Annotated in this window: 16 protein-coding genes and 1 tRNA gene; 5 read left to right on the top strand and 12 right to left on the bottom strand. The window is 63.4% G+C overall.

Going from position 1 to position 22353, the window contains the following annotated elements:
* Positions 1–72: 72 nt before the first annotated feature.
* From E2K76_RS04655 to E2K76_RS04625, 7 genes are all read right to left on the bottom strand, one after another.
* Positions 73–3180, bottom strand: a complete 3108-nt coding sequence (locus E2K76_RS04655) for a type I restriction endonuclease subunit R (protein ID WP_136683116.1) — start codon at positions 3178–3180, stop codon at positions 73–75.
* Positions 3180–5048, bottom strand: coding sequence for a restriction endonuclease subunit S (locus E2K76_RS04650; protein WP_136683115.1), 1869 nt, complete (start codon positions 5046–5048; stop codon positions 3180–3182). The genes E2K76_RS04655 and E2K76_RS04650 overlap by 1 nt, the downstream gene beginning before the upstream one ends.
* Positions 5045–6880 (bottom strand): type I restriction-modification system subunit M, encoded by a 1836-nt coding sequence (locus tag E2K76_RS04645; protein WP_136683114.1) that lies wholly within the window; start codon positions 6878–6880, stop codon positions 5045–5047. The genes E2K76_RS04650 and E2K76_RS04645 overlap by 4 nt, the downstream gene beginning before the upstream one ends.
* A 437-nt stretch (positions 6881–7317) precedes the next feature.
* Positions 7318–7393, bottom strand: a tRNA-Thr gene (locus tag E2K76_RS04640).
* Between the two features lie 43 nt (positions 7394–7436).
* Positions 7437–8849: a heme biosynthesis protein HemY gene (locus tag E2K76_RS04635; RefSeq protein WP_136683113.1), complete on the bottom strand. Its 1413-nt coding sequence runs from the start codon at positions 8847–8849 to the stop codon at positions 7437–7439.
* Positions 8849–9868 (bottom strand): COG4223 family protein, encoded by a 1020-nt coding sequence (locus E2K76_RS04630; RefSeq protein WP_136683112.1) that lies wholly within the window; start codon positions 9866–9868, stop codon positions 8849–8851. The genes E2K76_RS04635 and E2K76_RS04630 overlap by 1 nt, the downstream gene beginning before the upstream one ends.
* Positions 9869–9922: 54 nt before the next feature.
* On the bottom strand, positions 9923–10597 hold the full coding sequence (locus E2K76_RS04625; RefSeq protein ID WP_136683111.1) for a uroporphyrinogen-III synthase: 675 nt from the start codon (positions 10595–10597) through the stop codon (positions 9923–9925).
* A gap of 43 nt (positions 10598–10640) precedes the next feature.
* Between E2K76_RS04625 and tsaD the strand changes: the two genes are divergently transcribed.
* From tsaD to E2K76_RS04605, 4 genes are read left to right on the top strand one after another with little or no spacing between them, the layout of a single operon-like run.
* Positions 10641–11708, top strand: a complete 1068-nt coding sequence (gene tsaD, locus E2K76_RS04620) for a tRNA (adenosine(37)-N6)-threonylcarbamoyltransferase complex transferase subunit TsaD (RefSeq protein WP_136683335.1) — start codon at positions 10641–10643, stop codon at positions 11706–11708.
* The gene (locus tag E2K76_RS04615) at positions 11705–12634 is read left to right on the top strand and encodes an NAD(P)H-dependent glycerol-3-phosphate dehydrogenase (RefSeq protein ID WP_136683110.1); all 930 of its coding nucleotides are present in this window, start codon (positions 11705–11707) and stop codon (positions 12632–12634) included. Before tsaD ends, E2K76_RS04615 begins: the two co-directional genes overlap by 4 nt.
* Positions 12634–12906 (top strand): YciI family protein, encoded by a 273-nt coding sequence (locus E2K76_RS04610; RefSeq protein WP_136683109.1) that lies wholly within the window; start codon positions 12634–12636, stop codon positions 12904–12906. Before E2K76_RS04615 ends, E2K76_RS04610 begins: the two co-directional genes overlap by 1 nt.
* Positions 12903–13316, top strand: a complete 414-nt coding sequence (locus E2K76_RS04605) for an EVE domain-containing protein (RefSeq protein ID WP_136683108.1) — start codon at positions 12903–12905, stop codon at positions 13314–13316. The genes E2K76_RS04610 and E2K76_RS04605 overlap by 4 nt, the downstream gene beginning before the upstream one ends.
* A gap of 52 nt (positions 13317–13368) precedes the next feature.
* Here E2K76_RS04605 and E2K76_RS04600 read toward each other — a convergent pair whose 3' ends face one another.
* The 3 genes from E2K76_RS04600 to ilvA form a co-directional block, all read right to left on the bottom strand.
* Positions 13369–13956, bottom strand: coding sequence for a GNAT family N-acetyltransferase (locus tag E2K76_RS04600; protein WP_220432170.1), 588 nt, complete (start codon positions 13954–13956; stop codon positions 13369–13371).
* Between the two features lie 165 nt (positions 13957–14121).
* Complete coding sequence (locus E2K76_RS04595) at positions 14122–16236, bottom strand: esterase-like activity of phytase family protein (protein WP_246032904.1); 2115 nt, start codon at positions 16234–16236, stop codon at positions 14122–14124.
* Positions 16237–16438: 202 nt separating this feature from the next.
* Positions 16439–17683, bottom strand: coding sequence for a threonine ammonia-lyase IlvA (gene ilvA, locus E2K76_RS04590; RefSeq protein ID WP_136683105.1), 1245 nt, complete (start codon positions 17681–17683; stop codon positions 16439–16441).
* Positions 17684–17786: 103 nt separating this feature from the next.
* On the opposite strand from ilvA, the gene E2K76_RS04585 reads away from it, so the two are divergent.
* Positions 17787–19010: an argininosuccinate synthase gene (locus tag E2K76_RS04585; protein ID WP_136683104.1), complete on the top strand. Its 1224-nt coding sequence runs from the start codon at positions 17787–17789 to the stop codon at positions 19008–19010.
* 232 nt (positions 19011–19242) lie between these two features.
* Here the strand turns inward: E2K76_RS04585 and E2K76_RS04580 are convergent, their stop codons facing one another.
* Together E2K76_RS04580 and E2K76_RS04575 are read right to left on the bottom strand one after the other, a co-directional pair.
* Positions 19243–20091 (bottom strand): ribokinase, encoded by an 849-nt coding sequence (locus E2K76_RS04580; RefSeq protein WP_136683103.1) that lies wholly within the window; start codon positions 20089–20091, stop codon positions 19243–19245.
* Entirely contained in the window at positions 20092–22344 is a 2253-nt protein-coding gene (locus tag E2K76_RS04575) for an NADP-dependent malic enzyme (RefSeq protein WP_136683102.1), read from the bottom strand. It lies immediately after the preceding gene.
* Between the last annotated feature and the right edge of the window lie 9 nt (positions 22345–22353).

Genomic DNA, 22353 nt, shown 5'->3' with positions numbered 1-22353 from the left:
GATAACGCATGTGTATCGCGCCATTCGTTGATAATTGATCTGCTCCAAGGTGTTTCGAAGCAGGTCCTGCTATCAACTTAGAGAGGCTTGTTCATGCAAAGCCTCGTATAGCCGTCCTGGCCCCATCAGCGCATCCTTAAGCCCTTGCTGGACGACCTCAGATCCGAGCGCTTGGCGACTCATCTCCGAATGAGCGTCGAGCGCGTCGATGAACGCATCGACCATCGCCTTCTTAAGAGCAGGCGAGTTCGCGAACTGTTCTTTCAAGTTGCCGCTTGCTTGCTGGGCAAGCGTGCGGTTCTCCAGAAGCTTGTTCTTTACGGTCAGCATGTAGGACAGCTTATCGTTATCGGTCAGATCGCCGGTGAACAGATCGTTTAACTTATCGACGATCTGCGACAGCAGCGCCTTCTCTTTGTCCTGCACGCTTCCAGAGCCTGACTCAGTGATAGGCTTCAACTTCTCGCCGTCTGTGCCCAGCGTCAGATGTTTCGCGCCAGCAGTCGACAACTTATGATGGGTCAGCGCCACTTTGCTTAGGTCGACCCCCTCACGCTCTCGGCCAAAATCGAGGAGCGGGATGAGACGACGGTAAAAGATGCTCCGTGCTTCAATCGCAGTCGAGCCGTAGTCGAAGATCTGCGACAGAAACGCATAAAGTCTAAGGAACCCACCCATGTTGGAACGGAAGACGATCAGAGCCTCCTGCTCTTGCTTAGCTGCCGCCGCCGAGCTTGTGTCACCTTCTGCTAGTGCCGTCGCCTCGGATGAACGAGCCGCCTTGAAGGCTTTCAGAAGCCTGTCCGCCACAGGCTCAATCGCAGCGGACAGCGCCGCATGACTGGATTTCAGATCTAGCTCGGCGCGAACGACGCGATCAACCTCGAAGTCATCGTAATATCCCAAGCCGTCCAGCTTCGCCCGCAGGTCGAGCACCTGGTTCGGATCGGTCACCGCCTCCAGTTCTGCCGTCGCATAATAGGTCTTAAAGGCTGCGAGGATGTCGTCGGCGCTGTTGGCGAAATCAAGGATGTAGGTCGTATTCTTAACCTGATCGCCGTCCTGCCATGCCCGGTTGAGGCGCGATAGCGTCTGCACGGCTTGAATGCCTGCAAGTCGGCGGTCGATATACATGCCGCACAGAAGCGGCTGGTCAAAGCCTGTCTGGAATTTGTTCGCGACGATGAGGACGTGGAAGTTCGGCCCTTTGAACGTCTCGCGCATGTCTCCCTTAAGGCCGGGGTTCAGCAGCTTGCTTGTCTCCGTGAACGGGTCGGGACCGCTTTCAGGGTCAGTCACCTCGCCAGAGAACGCGACCAACGTGCCAAGGCCATAGCCCTTGTCGGCAATGTACTTTTGGATGGCCAGCTGCCAGCGCACAGCCTCTTTGCGGCTTTCGACCACCACCATAGCCTTGGCCCGACCGCCCAGCAGTGGCATGACCATCGAGCGGTAATGCTCCACAACGACCGCAACTTTCTGGCTGATGTTGTAGGGGTGCAGCTTGACCCATTGCATCAGCGATTTCTGCGCCGCACCGCGATCGACTTCCTTGTCGTCCATCTCTTTGCCGTCGCTCGCCAGCTTGAACGCCAGCGAATAGGGCGTGTAGTTCTTCAGCACATCGAGGATGAAGCCCTCTTCGATCGCCTGGCGCATGGAATAGACGTGGAACGGCGCGGGCAAGTTGCCGGGACCGGCGGGGCTTTCCGGATCGGGGCGTCGACCAAACAGTTCCATGGTCTTTGCCTTGGGGGTCGCGGTGAAGGCTACGAAGGTGATCCCCGACGGCGAGGCCTTGGCTGCCATCTGTGCGGCGAGAATGTCCTCGGCACCGACCTCGCCGCCATCCTGCAAGGCCGCGAACTCATCGGCTGACAGCACCTGCTTCAGCTTCGATGCCGCCTCGCCGGTCTGGCTGGAGTGTGCCTCATCAGCGATCACCGCGAAGCGCCTGCCTGTCGTGGCGGCCAGCTCCTGTACGGCGGCTAGCGCGAAGGGGAAGGTCTGGATCGTACAGACGACGATCTTCTTGCCACCCGCCAATGCCTCGGCAAGCTTTTCGCTTTTCGACCCCGTCTCACCGGTGATCGTCTCGACCACACCCGCGGTCCGCTGGAAGGCAAAGATCGCCTCCTGCAACTGCGTGTCGATCACCGTTCGGTCCGACACGACCACGATCGATGAGAAGATCTTCTCGTCCTTCTCATCATGCAGGTCGGCGAGCAGATGTGCGGTCCAGGCGATGGAGTTCGTCTTGCCCGATCCTGCCGAATGCTGGATCAGGTATTTGCCACCCGGCCCCTCATCCAGCACAGTTGCCCGCAGCTTTCGCGTTGCGTCCAGTTGGTGGAACCGCGGGAAGATCATACCGGACAATTGCTTTTTCGGGTTCTGCACGCCGACCATGAAACGGCCCAGAATGTCCAGCCAACTGTCCCGTGCCCAGATCTCCTCCCACAGATAGGCTGTGCGGTGACCATTCGGGTTCACCGGATTGCCTGCCGCGCCGTCATCGCCTTTGTTGAAAGGCAGGAAACGGGTGTCTGGGCCTTGCAGCCGGGTCGCCATCATCACTTCGCGGTCACTCACCGCGAAATGGACCAGCGCGCCGCCGGGGAAGGACAGCAGTGGCTCGGGCTTCTGCCCCTTCTCGACGGGCCTGCGGTCGAAGCGATACTGGTCGACCGCGTCCTGAATGTTTTGCGTGAAGTCGGTCTTCAACTCCGCCGTCGCTACCGGGATGCCATTCAAGAATAGCACGAGGTCGATGCACTTTTCGTTCGACACCGAATAGCGCAGCTGGCGCACGACTCGCAGGCGGTTGGCCTGATACCTTTCGGTGATGTCGGGGTTAATGCCCATGGCGGGACGGAACTGCGCGAGGGTCAACGGAGCCTTCAGGCCAAGGATCTCGATTCCCCGGCGCAGCACCTCCAGTGTTCCACGTTCATCTAGCTGCTTGCGCAGACGGTCGAGGATGACCGCCTCCCCATGGCGAGCCTTGGCGTCTGCCCAGGCTTTCGGCTGCGTCACCTCTGCCCAAGCTGCAATGTCCGCCGGGAACAGGGCGCGGGCGCGGTCATAGTTTGCGGCATCGCCCGACGCATAGAGCCAGCCTTGGCTCGAAAGGTGGTCGCAGATCACCTCTTCGAAGCCGATTTCCTTATGCGTCGCCATCAAATCAACCTATCCGTATACGTCTTCCGCCCAGTCCCGTTGGGCACGATGTCTTGTCGGCGCATCCAACCCAATTGATCAGCAAGGTATTGCGCGGACAACCTTTCCTTCTTCGCGGGATGCCAGTTCTCCCGCACCTCGTGGATAAGGTCGGCGTCGCTCGGGGCCTTGCCATCGTTGAGAAAGTCGTTCCACGCGGCATAGAGGGTCGCGACCGCCTCTATCTGCCTGGTCCCCATGTCGCCCAAGAGATCCATCAGGCGCAGAAACCCGTCCATCCGGTCGCCAATCTTTGCCGCGAGGTCGGCGCGCAATTGCGAGGCATCACCGATGAAGTCATAGCGATAGGCGCCTTGATCTCCCGGCTCCCGTGTCACACGGACGGCATTGGCAGCAGACAGTTCGGCTTCAACTTGGTCGCGGAGCCCGATGTCCAGCGGGCCATTGGCCGCGCGAAGATAGGTCCCGCCGATCCCGTCGATGTTCGCATGGGTCTGAGCCATGAAGAGCATCTTTTGCAACCAGACCCGCCCATGGTCCGATTGCCGCCCATGTCTGGCGATTACGATACCCGCGACCATGGCCGAGACGTTCAGGAGCTGCTGAGGTACAGCGACCGGCACCACCGCCTCGCGAACGTCGATCTTGCCAGTAACGGCAGCCGAGATCAGGGCAGCGCGGCGTTCCTGCAAAAGTGCGATAGCGGAGGTAACAGTCTCGGAAAGGGCATCAAGGCGAGCCGTTTGCTCGTCCAGATACCGCCGAATTTCTTGCTGTTCACTCAAAGGAGGCAGCGCCATCCAAATTTTAGTCATTCGAGTTAAACCAAGATCTTGGTTTGTAGCTCCCCGAGTATGAAGCTGAGATTGCTCGTAGCATCCTGTGCTGTTCAATGCATGAGCTACAAAGAACGGATCAACGTTCGGGATGAGTTTTAGGACGGCGATATGCACCCAAACCTGAAAATCAAAATCCAAATCCACAACACGAGCAACACCTGTCGTTCCTCCCTTTGTATAAAGGATATCGCCACGCTCAGGCACTATTCGTTTCGAAAACTCTTTGAAGTCTGATTCCGAGATAAATTTGACGTCATCTAAATGCCATTGATCAATGGCTACATTTCTTGCCGACAGAAACGGAATGCCTTCATCAACGTAAGATGGAGAAAAATGCGGGCCATCAGAAATGCTTTGGCAAAGTCTTCCTAATGCCACTCGACCCCACCCCTCCGGAATATCCCCGAGCCAATCGATGCCCGAGGGCTTGAGGGGGGCGGTGGGGTTCAGGCCTTTGGTGACGGCGTGGCTGATGACGGCCTGACGCTTCTCGGCCAGAAGCGCGATCAGGCGGCGCTGCTCCTCCACCAAGGCATCGATCTTCGCCGTCTCGCGGTCGAGGAAATCCGCAATGGCGCGTTGTTCGTCGTTTGATGGAACAGGAAACCGGGTTTCGTGCGCATCGGATCGAGATAATCCTGGAACACCAGTATCTTGGGAAACTGCGCCAAAATCCCCGATATGCAATGTCCAGTATAGCCACCGGATATCGCATAATGCTGCCCGTTTATCGATGAAGTAGACAGTATCGATAGCGAAGCAGTTGTCGTCACTCCAATTCAGTGCGCCATAGCTTCCTTTTCGCCCCACCAAAATAGCAGGCCCTATAGCATTATTGCTGCTATGCCATCCCACAGGTCCGTTAGATCCAAAGACCACAACATTCCCATCGATATCTCGGACGTCTGCGGCAAGCGCGTCACCGTAGGCTAAGAAAGTAATGCGCTTCAGCGGCAAGACCTCCCAAGTTTCAGGCACTTTCCCCAGCGTTCTAACACCGCTGTCCTTATAGGCCGGATAGCGCTTCATGCCGTCAGCCCCTTCAGCATCTCCTGAATCCGCGCGGTGAAACCAGCCAGATCGGCATCAATCTCGGCCAGCGGGCGCGGCGGCTCGAAGACGTAGAAATGCCGGTTGAAGGGGATCTCGTATCCGACCTTGGTCTTGTCGGGGTCGATCCAAGCATCCGCGGCATGGGGCAGAACCTCGCGCGCAAAGTATGCATCAATGTCTTCGGCCAGCGGCACGTTCTCGGTATCGCGCAGGCTGCTGTCGGGCTGCGGCTTGCCCTTGGCCTTGCCGCGCTGGCCAAGGACGACATTGCCGTCCTCATCCTTGAGAGGACGTTCTACGGTGATGCTGCTATAGCCGAAGGCCGCGTTCGGCAGGATGCGCGACAGGGGCGCGAGCTTGACCTTGCCGCCCTCCGGCGCGACGGGGGGCGTCTGGCCGGGCATTACGACCTCGGTCCCGATCTCCTTGCCGCTGTCGTCGATGATACGGGCAAGCTCGGCCTCGGTGAACGCGCCGAACAGCTTGGTGATGGTCTCGATGTCGCCCTCGCCCATCTCCCTGCGTTTGGAGCCGAGGGATTTGCGCATCTTTTGCCAGAAGCCCGAGCCGTCGATGAGTTGCACCTTGCCCTTGCGTGCCGCCGGTTTGCGGTTGGTCAGGATCCAGACATAGGTGGCAATGCCGGTGTTGTAGAACATGTCGGTCGGCAGGGCGACGATCGCCTCAACCAGATCGGATTCCAGCACGTAGCGGCGGATCTCGGATTCACCCGACCCCGCGCCGCCGGTGAACAGGGGTGAGCCGTTCAGGACGATGCCGAAGCGCGAACCACCCTGCTTGGCGGGGCGCATCTTCGACAACAGGTGCATGAGGAACAGCAGCGAGCCATCCGAAACGCGCGGCAGGCCGGGACCGAAGCGGCCGCCGTGGCCTTTCTGGTCATGCTCGGCACGGACGGCCTTCTCGACCTTCTTCCACTCGACGCCGAAGGGCGGGTTCGACAGCATGTAGTCGAACTGCTCGCCCATGTGGCCATCGTCCGACAGGGTGTTGCCGAAGGTGATGTTGCCGACATCCTGACCCTTGATCAGCATGTCCGCCTTGCAGATGGCATAGGATTCCGGGTTCAACTCCTGCCCATAAAGCGAGACCGAAGCACCGGGGTTCATGTTGACCAGATATTCCTCGGCCACCGACAGCATACCCCCGGTTCCCGCCGTTGGATCGTATATCGTGCGGACGACGCCGGGTTTGGAAAGAGCCGCATCATCTTCGACAAAGATGAGGTTGACCATCAGGCGAATGACCTCGCGCGGGGTAAAGTGTTCCCCTGCGGTCTCATTCGAAAGTTCGGCGAAGCGGCGGATCAGTTCCTCGAAGACCAGACCCATCTGATGGTTGGTGACCCGGTCGGGGTGCATGTCGATCTGGGTGAACTTCTCGACCACCTGATAGAGCAGCCCCGCCTTGGCAAGCCGGTCGATCTGGGTGTCGAACTCGAACTTGTCGAAGATATCGCGCACCTCGGGCGAGAAGCCGAGGATGTAGGCCCGCAGGTTCGCGGCGATGTTGTCCTGATCGCCGATGAGCTTCTTCAGGTCAAAGGGCGAGGCGTTGAAGAAGGACTGCCCCGCCTTGCGCCGCAGGAACTGCTCCACCGGAAGCCCCTGCGCCTTGCGCAGTTTGAGCTCCTCCAGCACAGCTTCCTTGGATGGCGAAAGGACACAGTCGATCCGACGAAGGACCGTGAAGGGCAAAATGACCTTGCCGTAGTCCGATTGCCGGTAATCGCCACGGAGAAGGTCGGCGACGCTCCAGAGGAAGGCGGACAATGATTGCTGGTTCACGGCGAGGCTCCTGTAAGTCAAGCCTCTGTATGGCAGCAAAGCGCGTCTTGACAACACAACCTTAAAGCAGACGATTGATCAGCTTTTCAAACTGAAATTGTGTCAGCCGAGTCGAGAGAGGATTTTCGAGCCTTAGGATCGACCGTTCCTCAGGCAACAGACTTAACATTTCTAAACATCGAAAAAGTCTTTGACTGCATCACGCATCGGGATGGCCGTCAGAAGTTCCAGCGATAAACGGGATGAAGAGACGGGCGTGATTACATTCACATCGAATGGTTCGAGACTTTGGAACGGCGGCCGCTGCGGATGCTACACTCTAACGTCTTCGAGCCGTCAGCCTGATAAAGCGAAAGCCATAGGGGGGACGGAAAGGGGGACTGGAGAAAGAAAAAGCCTCGCAAGTGACTGACACTACGAGGCTTTTTTGTTATTTCTGGTGCCGCTGAAGGGACTCGAACCCCCGACCCCATCATTACGAATGACGTGCTCTACCAGCTGAGCTACAGCGGCCTGGTGGCGGGCTATTAGCATTCTCCCGCCACGGGGTGAAGCCCTAATCTGCGGGTTTCTCCATCGTGTCGTCGCGCGGGGGCATCCCCACGATCAGGGGCAGCAGTTCGGTTCCGGTCGCGCTTGGTCCCGCGCCTTCCACCGGCTCGCGCCAGGACAGGGTATCGAAGCCGCCGCAGTTGTCGCAGATCGGTGTCCATTGCGAATGGACCGCCTGACATTTGTCGCAGCACCATTGCGGGCCACGCGGCGCGGTCAGCGCGCGGGTCAGCCAGCCGCGCACCACCGCATCGTCCGCCCCCTCGCCGCGTTCGATGGCGGCCATGATGGTCAGGGACCGCACGGTGGGCGCGTCGGTCGCCAGCTTGCCCAGCGCGCGGCGGGCACCCGGGAAATCCTCGGCGGCGATGGCAAGTTCGGCGGCCAGAAGGCGCGTTTCGGAATGATCGGCATGAAGGCCCGTCAGAACCTCGAACCGGCGCAGGCGCTCGCGCGGGGTCTCGTCCGGTGCGATCTCGGCAAAGGCAGAGGCGAGGTCGGGATGCGGCTGCGCCTCCCATGCCTTGCGCAGCACTCGCGATGCGTTCTTGGCATTGCCTTGGGCGATATAGCTGCGGGCCGCCATCACCGCCGCCGGGATCAGGTCGGGCGAGCGCTTGTTCGCTTCGATCGCCGCCTCGCGCGCTTCGATCGAGGCGTTGTCGTCCATGACCGTCCGCGCCTGTTGCAACGCCAGAACCGCGTCGCGGCGCTGATAGACGGCTTTGGGCAACTCGCCCGATTTGCGTTTCGCATCCAGCGTGGCGCGGGCGCCCTTCCAGTCGGCGCTGTCGGCCTGCAGCTTCAACAGGATGTCCTGCGTTTCGGAGTGTTTGGGGCGCAGGGCGAAGGCGCGCTCGGCCAGTTTCAACGCCGTCTCGTTGTCACCCTCGTCCAGCTTCTGCCGCAAGAGGCCGCGAATCCCGGTGAAGCGGGTCTTGTCGTCGGCCAGCAGTTTCTTCCAGGCATCCTCGGCCCTCGCACGGTCACCGGCCTTTTCCGCCGCCTGCGCGATCAGCAGCGTCGTCAGTTCGGGCTGGTCCAGATACCGCTCTGCCCGCGTTGCTTTCGTCAGCGCCAGACGCGGCTCGCCCGAGGCCAGCGCGAACATCGCCTCCGACAGCGCCTCGCGGCCCTTGCGATCGCGCGAGCGGTCGAAATAGCGCGTCAACGCAGTCTCGTCCCCGTTCAGGAACCGCAGGAAAGCGACGATCAGCGTCACCAGCTTCATCAGCAGCCACAGCGCGGCGACGATCAGCAGCGCCGCGATCAGCGTCTGGATCGGGCCCAGCGTCAGCTCCCACCCCGACACGGCGACGCGGATGCCGCCGCCCGAATCCAGCAGCCAGCTGGCGGTCAGGCTTGCCGCCGCGATGACGGCGACGAAGATCAGAACCTTTGCAAGCGACCAGAGCATCAACGCGCCTCCAGCGACGAAAGGGCGGATTCGGCCTCGACCCGGCGTTCGGCCTCGCTGCGCCAATCCGTCATCGCGCCCTGACCTTCCAGCGGCAGCGCGCGAAGCTGGTCCAGCGCGCCCGCGACATCGGCATTTGCCAGCGCCGCCTCGGCCCGCGACAGGATCGCGTCCGGGTCGTTGCCCTCGCGCGGGGTCAGGGACCGGGCGCCGGTCTGGCTGCGCAGGAACGATCCGACCCGGTCGGCCCAGGTCGCGCCCATATCCGCGGCAAGAGATGCCTCCAGCCCCGCGCGTGCCGCTTCGGGGAAGTCCTGTTGCAGTTTCAGGATCGAGGGCAGCCCTTCGGCATTGTCGGCAAGGATCGGTGGAACCTCGACCCCCGCTTCGCGCAGACTGTCCAGCGCGGTGGTGAAGGGGGTGCCGCTGTCCAGCGCCGCCGCGATCCGCGTCAGCGAGGCGGAAACCGTCGCCGCGCGGGCCGTCGCTTCGGCCTGCTGCTGGATGGACTGCGCCTCGGTCCGGGCCTGATCCAGCTGTTCGCGCGTCTGATCGACGATGGCCTGCATGTCCGGGGCCAGCGCGCCCGAGGTCATCTGGCCGCGAAGCTGGTCGATCTGTGCGCGCAGCTCGTCCACCGGCGAAGGGGCGTTTTCAAGCGCCGCGATGCGCCCCTCGACCCCCGACAGGTCCGGCGCGGCGGCCGATGCGACGCGGTCGCGCAGGGCGGTGATCTCCTGTGCCTGACGCGTGATCTCGGCCTCCAGCGCGGATGTGTCGCGAATAGGCCAACCGTCGGGCACGAATTGCGCGGCGCCGAAGCCCAGACCGGCGGCGACGATGCCGCCCAGCAGCAAGGGCAGAAATACCGACCGTTGCGGCGGCGCGGCATGGGGTTCCGCCGGAACCGACAGGTCGGGAACCGGCTTCGGTTCCGGCTCTGGCTTCGGTCCGATGGCAACCTCCGCCTCAGCCTTGTTCTCGGGCTTGTTTTCGGGGCGGGTGTCTTCGTCTGCCATGCCGGTGCCTCATACGGGAAACTGCGATACGCCAAGAACCTAGCTTTGCCGCTCTCATGTCTCAAGACTCTGCATCGCGGCGATAAGGTCAATCATCGCGGCGGCGGTCGGTTCGGCGGCGATCCGCACTTCGACGGCGGGTGGGGCGGCGGCCGCCACCGCAGGGCTGAGGCAGGCGAGGCGAAGCGGTGCGCGCGCTGCGATCCGCGCGAACCGCCGCGCGCTGGCGGGCGAAAACAGCGGAACGATCACCGGGGCGGCGCCTTCCAGCAGGGCAAGCGCCTCGGGCGTCGGAGGAAGGGGGACGATGTCATAGACCACGGCTTCGGCGCAGGGGATGCCCGCGCCAATCAGCCGGGCGGCCACATCGCCCCGCGTCTCGCGCCCGCGCAGGTGCAGACAGCGCCCCGGCGGCGCATTCAGGATCGCCGCCACCAGCGCATCGGCATCGCCCGAGGCCGACCACGCCTGAAATCCCGCCTGCCGCGCGACCTCGGCGGTGCGGTCCCCCACGCACCACGCGCGCGGTGCAGGCAGCCGCCCCCCCAGCGCATGCACGGCGTTTTCCGAGGTGAAGATCGCGCAATCCGCCAGCGGCAGGTCCGGGTGCAGGAACCGCACCTCGGCCAGCGGGGATTGCACGATGCGCCCGACCAGCCGCGCCGCGAACCGCGCAGTCTGCGCCGCAGGGCGCGTCAGCAGGATAGGGATGTGGGATTGCCCGGGCATGGCACGAAGGTTACATGCGGGTCAGACCCCAGACAACCGGCGCATCATGGACACGCTCACCTTCCTTGGTATCGAAAGCAGCTGCGACGACACGGCCGCCGCCGTGCTGCGCGGGTCTGCGATCCTGTCGTCGGTGGTCGAAGGTCAGACGGCGCTGCATGCGGCCTTCGGCGGCGTCGTGCCCGAGATCGCCGCCCGCGCCCATGCCGAACGGCTGGACATCTGCATCGAAGCCGCGCTTGATCAGGCGGGCGTTTCGCTGGCCGATCTGGACGGGATCGCGGTGACCGCCGGGCCAGGGCTGATCGGGGGCGTGCTGTCGGGCGTGATGTGCGCCAAGGGGCTGGCGGCGGCGACGGGCCTGCCGCTGGTGGGCGTGAACCACCTTGCGGGTCATGCGCTGACGCCGCGTCTGACCGATGGGGTGGACTACCCCTATCTGATGCTGCTGATCTCGGGCGGGCATTGCCAGTTCCTGACCGTGCGCGGCCCCGAGGATTTCAGCCGTATCGGCGGCTCCATCGACGACGCCCCTGGCGAAGCGTTCGACAAGACCGCGAAGTTGCTGGGCCTGCCCCAGCCCGGCGGGCCGGAAGTGGAGCGCGAGGCGGCAAAGGGCGATCCGAAACGTTTCGCCTTCCCGCGTCCGCTGCTGGACCGCCCCGGTTGCGACATGAGCTTTTCCGGGCTGAAGACCGCGCTGCTGCGCCAACGGGATGCGCTGGTCGCGGCGCAGGGCGGGCTGACCCGCGCCGACCGCGCCGACATCTGCGCGGGGTTCCAGCAGGCCGTGGCCGATGTGCTGGTCGAAAAGACCCGCCGCGCGCTGAAGGTGTCGGGCGCAAAGGTGCTGGCGGTGGCGGGGGGCGTGGCCGCCAACACGCTGATCCGGGCCGGCCTTCAACGCGTCGCGGCCGAGGCGGGCGCGGATTACGTCGCGCCCCCGCTGCGCCTTTGCACCGACAATGCGGCCATGATCGCATGGGCCGGGATGGAGCGGTTCCGCATGGGCGCACGCGACGGGATGGACCTTGCCGCCCGCCCGCGCTGGCCGCTGGACACCACCGCCGCCCCGCTGATCGGGTCCGGCAAGAAGGGAGCAAAGGCATGAGCGTCGCGATCCTTGGCGCAGGGGCCTTCGGCACCGCCCTTGCCATTGCAATCGAGGGGCCGGTTACGCTTTGGGGGCGCGGACTTGTGGGCCGCGAGGCTGCGCGCCTGCCCGGCGTCACGCTGCCGGACAGCGTCCGCATCGCGCCGGATCTGGGCGCCATCACCGAAAAGACCGTGTTGCTGGCGGTGCCGATGCAGGCGCTCGCTGGGTTCGTGCGGGACCATGCGAAGTTGCTGGACCGCCGCCGTGTTGTCGCCTGCTGCAAGGGAATCGACCTTGCCTCGGGGCTTGGCCCGGCAGAGGTGATCGCCCGCGCCTGCCCCAACTCCATCCCCGCCATCCTGACCGGACCCAGTTTCGCCGCCGACATCGCGCGGGGTCTGCCGACCGCGCTGACCCTTGCCTGCGAGGATGAGGCCGTGGGCGAATTGATCCAGCGCGAGCTGTCCGGCCCCGCGCTGCGCCTTTACCGCACGACCGATGTGACGGGGGCCGAACTGGGCGGCGCGCTGAAGAACGTGGTCGCCATTGCGGCGGGAGTCGCGATCGGGGCGGGCATGGGCGATTCCGCCCGCGCGGCGCTGATGACCCGGGGCCATGCCGAAATGCTGCGGCTGGCCCATGATCTTGGCGCGCGGGCGGAAACGCTGGCGGGGCTTTCGGGGCTGGGCGATCTGGTGCTGACCTGCACCTCTGACCAGTCGCGCAATTTCCGCTATGGCCGTGCGCTGGGCAGCGGCGCGGACTTCCCTCCCGGCCAGACGGTCGAAGGGGTTGCGACCGCGCTTGCCGTCGCTAAGCTGGCGCATGATCGCGGCGTGGACATGCCGATCGCGCAGATGGTGGCCGCCCTCGTCGATGGTCGCATATCCGTCGCCGAGGCCGCGAAGACCCTGATGACCCGCCCTTTGAGGAGTGAATGATGCGCGTCGCCCTGATCTGCCGTGACAAATCCGGCCATCTGCAAACCCGGATGGACAACCGTGCCGCGCATCTGGCGCATATCGAAGCCTCGGGCGTGGTTGAAAGCGCCGGCCCGCTTCTGAACGACAAGGGCGAGATGGCCGGATCACTGGTCATCCTGCTGGTGGAGGATCTGGACGTGGCCAAGGACTGGGCCGCGAACGACCCCTATGCCAAGGCCGGTCTGTTCGAGGATGTGCAGATCATCGAATGGAAGAAGGTCATCGGATGAACTACTGGCTTTTCAAGTCCGAGCCGGACACCTGGAGCTGGGACCAGCAGGTCGCCAAAGGCGCCGAGGGTGAAGAATGGGGCGGCGTGCGCAACTATCAGGCGCGCAATTTCATGCGGGCGATGAAGGTGGGGGACCTCGGGTTCTTCTATCACTCCAACATCGGCAAGGAAGTTGTCGGCATCGTCGAAGTCTGCCGCGAGAGCGAGCCTGACAGCACGACCGAAGACCCTCGCTGGGACTGCGTGATGATCCGCGCAGTAGAGCCTGTAAAGGTCCCGGTGACGCTGGAAGATTGCAAAACCACGCCCGCGCTGAAGGACATGGTGCTGGTCAACAACTCGCGGCTGTCGGTGCAGCCGGTGACCGCGGACGAATGGAAGACGATCCGCAAGATGGCTGGGCTGTAGCGCATCGGTTCCGAGCGTTCGACTGCCGGTGGTTTTAGGACAGAACTGCCATTCAGCTCCATGAAGCTTTCAGCGGTGGCAATACAGCTACGTCCTCAATGGCGTAGGCAATGCCGTCAACCAGAAGGCCATTGGGCATTTCACAACCCAGCGGTTGGCGGGCTATCTGCCGGAAGCCCAGCTTCTGCGCCAAGCGAGCGCTCGCTGCATTAGGGGCCGCGTGACCCGTTGTCGCTAAGCGGGCATCCCAAAGCTCGAACGCGGCCCGTATCATTGCATTGACCGCCTCTGCCCCATATCCTTGTCCGGAGGCAGAGGATCGCACCCAGTAGGACAGACGGAATTGGCCTCGTCGCCAGATCGGCATGAGATCGACGGCTCCAACGCAACGACCTGAAGCCCACGCAAGATATGACAGTCGTTCGCGTCGATTGGCGGCTTCCACGTCTTGTGCCAGACGCTCCGACTGCCACTGCGCATCGCCCTCCTGATCCACCTTACCCATCGACTGGTGAAACCACGGCGAAAGCTCCGCATAGCTTTCGCGCCTTGCCTGTGCGACCGCTGTGGCGTCATCCATGACGGCAGGACGAAGTTGAAGCCGCGGTGTCTGCACAATCTGCGGCAGCAGACAGGACATGGGGTCCGCGAGGCGTGCGTATGGCAGTGACATGGCTCTCTACCGGAGTGATCGGCATGATCTTCGCCCGGATTACGTCAGATTGGAAAGACCGCTCCGACCTGGCACAAAGCAAAAGCCTCGCGGGAGGGCGCCCGCGAGGCTTCATCGGAAACTCAGCCCGGATCAGTTCATCTGTCCGATGGACCAGAACAGCGTCTCGCCCGAGGAGTCGTCCACGCCGTCATTGTCGGTGACCACCCAGCCGATACCGTCCGCGTCGATGGCGAAGCCTTCGACCTTGTCGAGGACGTATCCGTTCAGCTTCTTCAAGTCGGGAATGAAGTCGTGAACTTCTTCCTTGGTCACGACCGGTAGCGTTTCGCCGAAGGCGGTTGCGGTCAGTTCGGAGACTGGGAAGCGGAAAAGCTTTTTCGTGACCGCCGCCGCGCCGATCAGGTTGTCGCGCTCGATCACATAGGCCCAGTCGCCGTCGATGGTCAGCTCCGACAGGCCCATCCATCCGGTCTCTGCCGCTTCCAGCGGATAGGCGACGGCGCCGACCCATTCCTTGGCATCCGTGTCATAGGCCATCAGCTTGACCTGACCGTCTGCATCGTTCCATTCACGCTGCACGACGACCCAGACCAGATCGCCCTGCACCGCGATGCCTTCGAAACCATAGCGGGTCTGACCTTCCAGAGCCTCGGCCGGAAGCGCGACCTCGGTCTTGATCTCGCCCTTGGCGTTCACGTTGTAGATCGCGTGGGGGATCAGACGGTCGTCGCGCCCCTCGGAGGCGAGCCAGAAGCCGCCCTTGCCGTCGGTCGCGATGCCTTCGATGTCCAGCTTCTGTGCCGGGTGGCCGTTGCGGGTCACGATCAGCTTGTTCGTGATGCGCGCGGGCGTCTGGGTCGCGTCGATGGTGAAGATCGCAGGTTGGTTGCCATAGACGCTGTCGGACACGGCGAAAAGCTGGCCGGCTGCTTCGCCTGCCGCCAGACCCGAAAGCGCGCCCCAGCCGATCAGCTCCTCGGACCCGGCCGAGGTGATCATCGGATAGGCCGCAGGGCCTTCCCCGGCCTCGAACAGCATGACATGGGCACGCGCGCCGCCGTCTTCGCCAAGGTCGGCCTCGTTGGCCGACACCAGCAGGTTGCGGGACGGGATCGCGACCAGACCTTCCGGGCTGACACCCGAGGGCAGGATCTGCGTCAGCCCCGGCTGCGACGGGTCCGTCACGTCATAGACGCCGATGACCGAAGCGCGTTCCGACACGACGAAGACATAGGGCGTGCCGTTGAAGGTCGCGACCTCGATCGACTCCAGCTCGACCCCTTTGGCGTCGGAACGCTTTTCGGGATAGTGGCCGATCTCGGCCACCGCACGTTCAAAGGACGCGCCGGATTCGTAAACCACCGTTCCGTCGCGGTTGAAGATCGTCCAGCCGCGCGATCCGCCTTCGTAATCGCCCTCGTTCGCCGTGGCGAAATGGGCGTCGTCGATCCATTTGACGCCATCGGGTTCGCGCGGAACATCGGCCAGCGTCTCGGTGAAGGACAGCTCGCCATTGTCCTTGGCGTCCACGCCCTCCAGCGTCACGGTCCCGGCGCTGAAATGCGAGGTGACCGTGCCATCGGCGCCGATGACGGCGATGTGGTTGTTTTCCTGCATCGTGACGACGATTTCGCCGTTCTCGTTGATGTCGACATATTCCGGCTCGGGATCGTCGCTGCCGACGGCAGCAAGGCCGGTCAGGTCGATCTTCTGCATCCCTTCGCAGTCCAGCTCGCCATTGGCGACCGGCAGCTTGACGACATAACCGGCAGGAAGCTGCGGCAGCGCGCCGTCGTTCACATCCTCGTCGCGCTGGTTTTCGATTGCGATGGCCAGAAAGCTGCCATCCTTCGCCTTGGCGACGGAATCCGGCTGGCCGCCCAGATCGCAGGATTCAAGCACTTCTTCCGTTTCCAGATCCAGCACGCGAAGCTGGCCCGAGGGATCGGTGAAGGATTCCGACGTGTCCACGCCGACGAAGACGCGGTTGCCGATGATGACCGCCGTGGTCGGCTCGCCCTCCATCGCGACATTGCCCAGCGGTTTGGGATTTTTGCCATCGGTGATGTCCAGAAAGCCCAGAACGCCCAGCGGGCTGTCGGAATAGACGATGGTGTTGCCGTCTTCGGAAACCGAGATGATTTCGGCCGAGGTCGGAAGGGCGCGATCCTCGCCCTCCGCCATATTGTCCGGCGTCGCGAAGGAGGCGATGCGGTTGAAGGTTGTCTCGGCCATTGCGGGCATGGCGGTCGCCAGCGCGATGGCCGAGGTCAGGAGCGCGAATTTCTGCACGGATCTGTCCCCGAAGATGCGGTTGTCTGCCGCACCTGTGCCGGGGTTCCGAAACAGGAACGTGAAAGTTTTGCGACGATTTCTTGACGCGCTGCAACGCATCAAGGATCAGGAAACGGAATGCTCCATATCCACGACATCCCGAAGGGTGCCGTCAGATCAGGTATTCGGCCAGAACGTCGTCGCCGGTGATGTCGCGGTAAGCGAAGCCATGCTCGTCCAGCTTGCCGAACAGGCGCGGGAAGTTCTCGGCCTGTTTCGTTTCGATCCCGATCAGGATCGAGCCGAAGTTGCGCGCCGATTTCTTGAGGTATTCGAACCGCGCCACGTCGTCGTCCGGCCCCAGCATATCAAGGAAATCGCGAAGCGCGCCGGGGCGCTGCGGCAGACGCAGGATGAAGTATTTCTTCAGCCCGGTGTAACGCTGGGCGCGCTCCTTGACCTCGGGCAGACGTTCGAAATCGAAATTCCCGCCAGATGTGACGCAAACGACGGTGCGACCCGAAATGTCGCCCAATTCGGCCAGCACGTTCACCGACATGGCCCCGGCAGGTTCCAGCACCACGCCCTCGACGTTCAGCATTTCCAGCATGGTCACGCAGATGCGGTCTTCGGGGGCCAGCAGGACCTGATCGGGCGACGCCCATTTCAGCGCCTCATACGTCCGCTCGCCCAACCGCGCGACAGAGGCACCATCGACGAAACTGTCCACCTTGTTGAGCTGCACCGGATGGCCCGCCTTCAGCGCCGCCGTCAGGCTGGCCCCGCCCACGGGTTCGACGAAGCGGAACTCGGTCTGCTCGCCCAGAGTGTGCAGGTATTTCGTGACGCCCGAGGCAAGACCGCCGCCGCCCACCGGCAGCACGACCATGTCGGGCGCACGGCCAAGCTGCTCCATCATCTCGACCGCGACCGAGGCCTGGCCTTCGATCACGTCGTCATCGTCGAAGGGGGCAAGGAAATGCGCGCCCCGGTCGGCGCACCATGCCTTGGCGGCCGCAAGCGTCTGGTCGAAATAGTCGCCCGTCAGCACGATTTCGACGAACTCGCCCCCGAAGGCGCGGGTCTTGTCGATCTTCTGCTGCGGCGTGGTGATGGGCATGAAGATCGCGCCCTTCACCCCGAAATGGCGGCAGCAGAAGGCCATGCCCTGCGCGTGGTTTCCGGCGCTGGCGCAGACGAAAAGCTGCTGGTCCGGATCGCTTACCCGCATCTTGCGCATCGCGTTGAACGCCCCCCGCAGCTTGTAGCTGCGGACCGGCGTCAGATCTTCGCGCTTCAGCCAAATCTCGGCGCCGAACCGGGCGGACAGGAAGTCGTTCCGTTGCAGCGGCGTCTGATCGAACAGATCACGCAGGGCAAGGGTGGCGGCGCGGGCGTCTGATGCGAAGTTTTCCATGCGCGAAGGCATGACAACGGGATGACGAAAAGGCAAGCCCCGCTTGAAACGCAGGTGGAAACTGGCTATCGCGACCCGAATGTCCCCGTTCATGGAGCCGCCGATGTCCGCGCCCAAGAAAGTCGTCCTTGCCTATTCCGGTGGTCTGGACACCTCTATCATCCTCAAATGGCTTCAGACCGAATATGGCTGCGAGGTGGTGACCTTCACCGCCGATCTGGGCCAGGGCGAGGAACTGGAACCGGCGCGCGCCAAGGCGGAACTGCTGGGGATCGCGCCCGAGAACATCTATATCGAAGACGTGCGCGAGGAATTCGTGCGCGATTTCGTTTTCCCGATGTTCCGCGCCAACGCGCTGTACGAGGGGCTGTATCTGCTGGGCACGTCCATCGCGCGGCCGCTGATCTCCAAACGGTTGGTGGAGATCGCGCGCGAGGTCGGTGCCGATGCCGTGGCGCATGGCGCGACCGGCAAGGGCAACGATCAGGTCCGGTTCGAACTGTCTGCCTATGCGCTGAACCCCGAGATCAAGGTCATCGCGCCGTGGCGTCTGTGGGACCTGACCAGCCGCACCAAGCTGATCGAGTTTGCCGAGGCGAACCAGATCCCGATCGCCAAGGACAAGCGCGGCGAAGCGCCGTTCAGCGTGGACGCGAACCTGCTGCACACCTCGTCCGAAGGCAAGGCGCTGGAGAACCCCGCCGAGGCCGCGCCCGAATACGTCTATCAGCGCACCGTGTCGCCGGAAGACGCGCCGGACACGCCCGAATTCATCGAGATCACCTTCGAGAAGGGCGACGCCGTCGCGATCAACGGCGAGGCGATGTCGCCCGCCACGATCCTGACCAAGCTGAACGAGCTTGGGGGCCGTCATGGCATCGGCCGTCTGGACTTCGTGGAGAACCGTTTCGTCGGCATGAAGTCGCGCGGCATCTATGAAACCCCCGGCGGCACCGTTCTGCTGGAAGCCCACCGCGGGATCGAGCAGATCACGCTGGACAGCGGCGCGGGCCATCTCAAGGATTCGATCATGCCGCGTTACGCGGAGCTGATCTATAATGGCTTCTGGTTCTCGCCCGAGCGCGAGATGCTTCAGGCGCTGATCGACAAGAGCCAGGAGCATGTGACGGGGACCGTTCGCCTGAAACTCTACAAGGGGCTGGCGACGACCGTTGGCCGCTGGTCGGACCATTCGCTGTATTCCGAGGCGCATGTGACCTTCGAGGAAGACGCCGGCGCTTACGACCAGAAGGATGCGGCAGGCTTCATCCGGCTGAACGCGCTGCGGCTGAAGCTGCTGGCCACGCGGAACGCGCGGGTCAAGTGACCGGCTTGAACGAAACAAGGGGCGCCCTCGGGCGCCCCTTTTCATGATTGCAATGGTCACTCGAAATCAAGAACTCTGGACGACTTTAACAACTCGTTAATGCACTGGCCGGGCCGGGTGACCAGTTATGCCGAGGTCTGCAAAAGTCTCGTATCATCACGGGAATGTCAGGTAAAATCCGCCACTTACAACCTTTGCGTGTCCGACTGACGTATAGGACATGTCCGAAAGGTCAAGTCATCTGGGCCAGGAATGTCTCGACCTCGGCTGCGGTGGGCATGGCGTCGGCAGCGCCGTGTCGTGTGACCTGAAGCGCAGCGGCGGCAGAGGCGCGCAGCATCGCGCCTTCGGCCCCTTCGCCCATGTCCAGCGCGGCGGCAAGCGTGCCTGCGAAACAGTCACCCGCGCCCGTCGTGTCCACGGGATCGACGCCGAAGGCCGGGACGTGCAGCGGGTGCTGTCCGATCCATTCCGCGCCTTCGGCCCCGCTGGTCACGATCATCTCGACCGGGGGGACCTCGCCCATCGCGGCGCGCAGGGATCGCGCCTCGACCGCGTTCATCACCAGAAGCGAGACATGCGGCAGCACCGCGCGCACCGCCTCGGGATCGAAGGGCGCGGCAGAATAGATCACGCGCATCCCCCGCGCAGCCCCGGCGGCGGCGGCCTCTGCCTGTGCCGAGGTTTCGTTCTGCAAAAGCAGAAGATCGCCCGCCGCGGCTCCGGCAAGGTCCGGCGCGGCCAGCACCCGGTTCGCGCCGGGGAAGATCACGATGGAATTCTCCGCCCCCGGATCGACGTTGATGATCGCATGGCCCGTGGGCGTGTCGGTCACGGCGATGTGGCGCACGTCCACTCCGGCGGCGGCCAGAACCTCGCGCGCCCAGGCGCCGTCATGGCCGACGGCGCCCAGATGCAGGCAGCGCGCCCCGGCCCGCGCCGCGGCGACGGACTGGTTCGCGCCCTTTCCCCCCAGCCCGACCTTGTAATCGCTGGCCTGAAGCGTCTCGCCCGGATTGACCAGATGCGGAACGCGATAGACGTGATCGAGGTTTATCGAGCCGAAGTTCCAGATCGCCATTCATCCCACCTTGCAGGCCGCCATGACCGCCATGTTGACGATATCGTTCACCGTCGCACTGGTCGAGCAGATCTGGATCGGTTTCGGCACCCCGGTCAGGATCGGGCCGATCACCGTCGCGCCCGCCATCTCCTGCATCAGCTTGACCGAGATCGAGGCCGAGTGCCGCGCCGGGACGACCAGCACGTTGGCAGGCCCCGTCAGGCGGCAGAAGGGATAGTTCGCCATCTGCGCGGCGTTCAGCGCCACGTCCACGGTCATCTCGCCATCATACTCGAAATCGACGCCGCGCGCGTCCAGAACTTTCGGCGCCTGTCCCAGCTTGACCGCCCGTTCCGATTTGGGCGAGCCGAAAGTCGAGAACGACACGAAGGCCACCCGCGGATCGAGGCCGAGGTTGCGGGCCACCCCCGCCGCGCGTTCCGCGATATCGGCCAGATCCTCGGCCTCGGGCCATTCATGGACAAGCGTGTCCGAAATCAGCACGATGCGGCCCTTGTGCAGCAGCGCCGTCACCCCCGCCGCGCCCGAACCGGGGGTGGCATCGAAGACGTGGTTGATGGCCGACAGCACATGCGCCGATTTGCGCGTGGCCCCGGTCACCAGCCCGTCGCCATGCCCATGCTCCAACATCAGCGCCGAGAAGACGTGACGGTCGCGCCCCACCAGACGGCGGATGTCATGCGTGTCGAAGCCGCTGCGGCCAAGGCGGGAATAGAGGAACTCCTTGTAGGCTTCCAGATGCGGGGTGTTGGCGGCGTTCACCACCTCCAGCTCGCGCACGGCATCGCCAAGGCCCGCCGTCTCCAGCTTCTCCTTCACGTCGCCCTCGCGGCCCACGACCAGCGCGCGGCCCAGACCTGCCCGCTGATAGGCGACGGCGGCGCGCAGCACGCGCGGATCGTCCCCTTCGGCAAAGATCATCCGCGCCTGCGCCGATTTCGCGCGGGCATGGATGCCCTGCAGGATCGAGGCGGTCGGGTCCATGCGCGATTTCAGCTGCGCTTCATAGGCAGCAAGGTCGATCTCGCGCCGGGCCACGCCGGTTTCGATCCCGGCCTTGGCGACGGCGGGCGGAAGCGCGTGGATCAGGCGCGGGTCGAACGGCGTCGGGATGATGTAGTCGCGCCCGAAGCTCAGCTCGCGCCCATAGGCGACGGCGACCTCATCCGGCACATCCTCGCGCGCGAGTTTCGCCAGAGCCTCGGCGCAGGCGATCTTCATCTCGTCGTTGATCGCGCGGGCATGGATGTCCAGCGCGCCGCGGAACAGATAGGGGAAGCCGAGGACGTTGTTCACCTGGTTCGGGTAGTCCGAACGGCCCGTCGCCACGATCGCATCCGGGCGGACGGCGTGGGCATCTTCGGGCGTGATTTCCGGATCGGGGTTGGCCATCGCGAAGATGACCGGGTTGTCGGCCATGGATTTGACCATGTCCTGCGTCACCGCGCCTTTGGCCGACACGCCAAGGAACACGTCCGCGCCCTTCATCGCCTCCTCCAGCGTGCGCAGATCGGTGTTGGCGGCATGGGCCGACTTCCACTGGTTCATGCCTTCGGTCCGGCCGGCGAAGATGACGCCCTTGGTGTCGCACATGATGCAGTTGTCATGCTGCGCGCCCATCGATTTGAGCAGCTCCAGACAGGCGATACCGGCAGCGCCCGCGCCGTTCAGGACGATGCGGACGTCTTCGATCTTCTTGCCCGACAGCTCCAGCGCGTTGATCAGGCCCGCGGCGCAGATCACTGCCGTGCCATGCTGGTCGTCATGGAACACGGGGATGTCCATGATCTCTTTCAGGCGCTGCTCGATGATGAAACACTCGGGCGCCTTGATGTCTTCGAGGTTGATGCCGCCGAAGGTGGGGCCCATCAGGCTGACGGCCTTGATGATCTCCTCGGCGTCCTCGGTGTCCAGTTCGATGTCGATGGCGTTCACGTCGGCGAAGCGTTTGAACAGGACCGCCTTGCCTTCCATCACCGGCTTGGACGCCAGCGCGCCCAGATTGCCCATGCCAAGGATCGCCGTGCCATTGGAGATCACGGCGACCATATTGCCCTTGGTGGTGTAATCATAGGCCGCGCCGGGATTGTCCGCAATCGCCTGCACCGGGACCGCGACACCGGGGGAATAGGCCAGCGAAAGATCGCGCTGCGTCGCCATGGGCGTGGACGGGACGATGTCGAATTTACCGGGGCGCGGCTCCAGATGGTAGGCAAGCGCTTCTTCGTCGGTGATCTTGGTTCTGGACATGGCTTTTCC

It is taken from the genome of Falsirhodobacter xinxiangensis, from assembly GCF_004959935.1.
Lineage (GTDB): Bacteria > Pseudomonadota > Alphaproteobacteria > Rhodobacterales > Rhodobacteraceae > Falsirhodobacter > Falsirhodobacter xinxiangensis.
The sequence above is the reverse complement of the archived record's forward strand: the minus strand, read 5'-3'. Positions and strand labels throughout refer to the sequence as shown.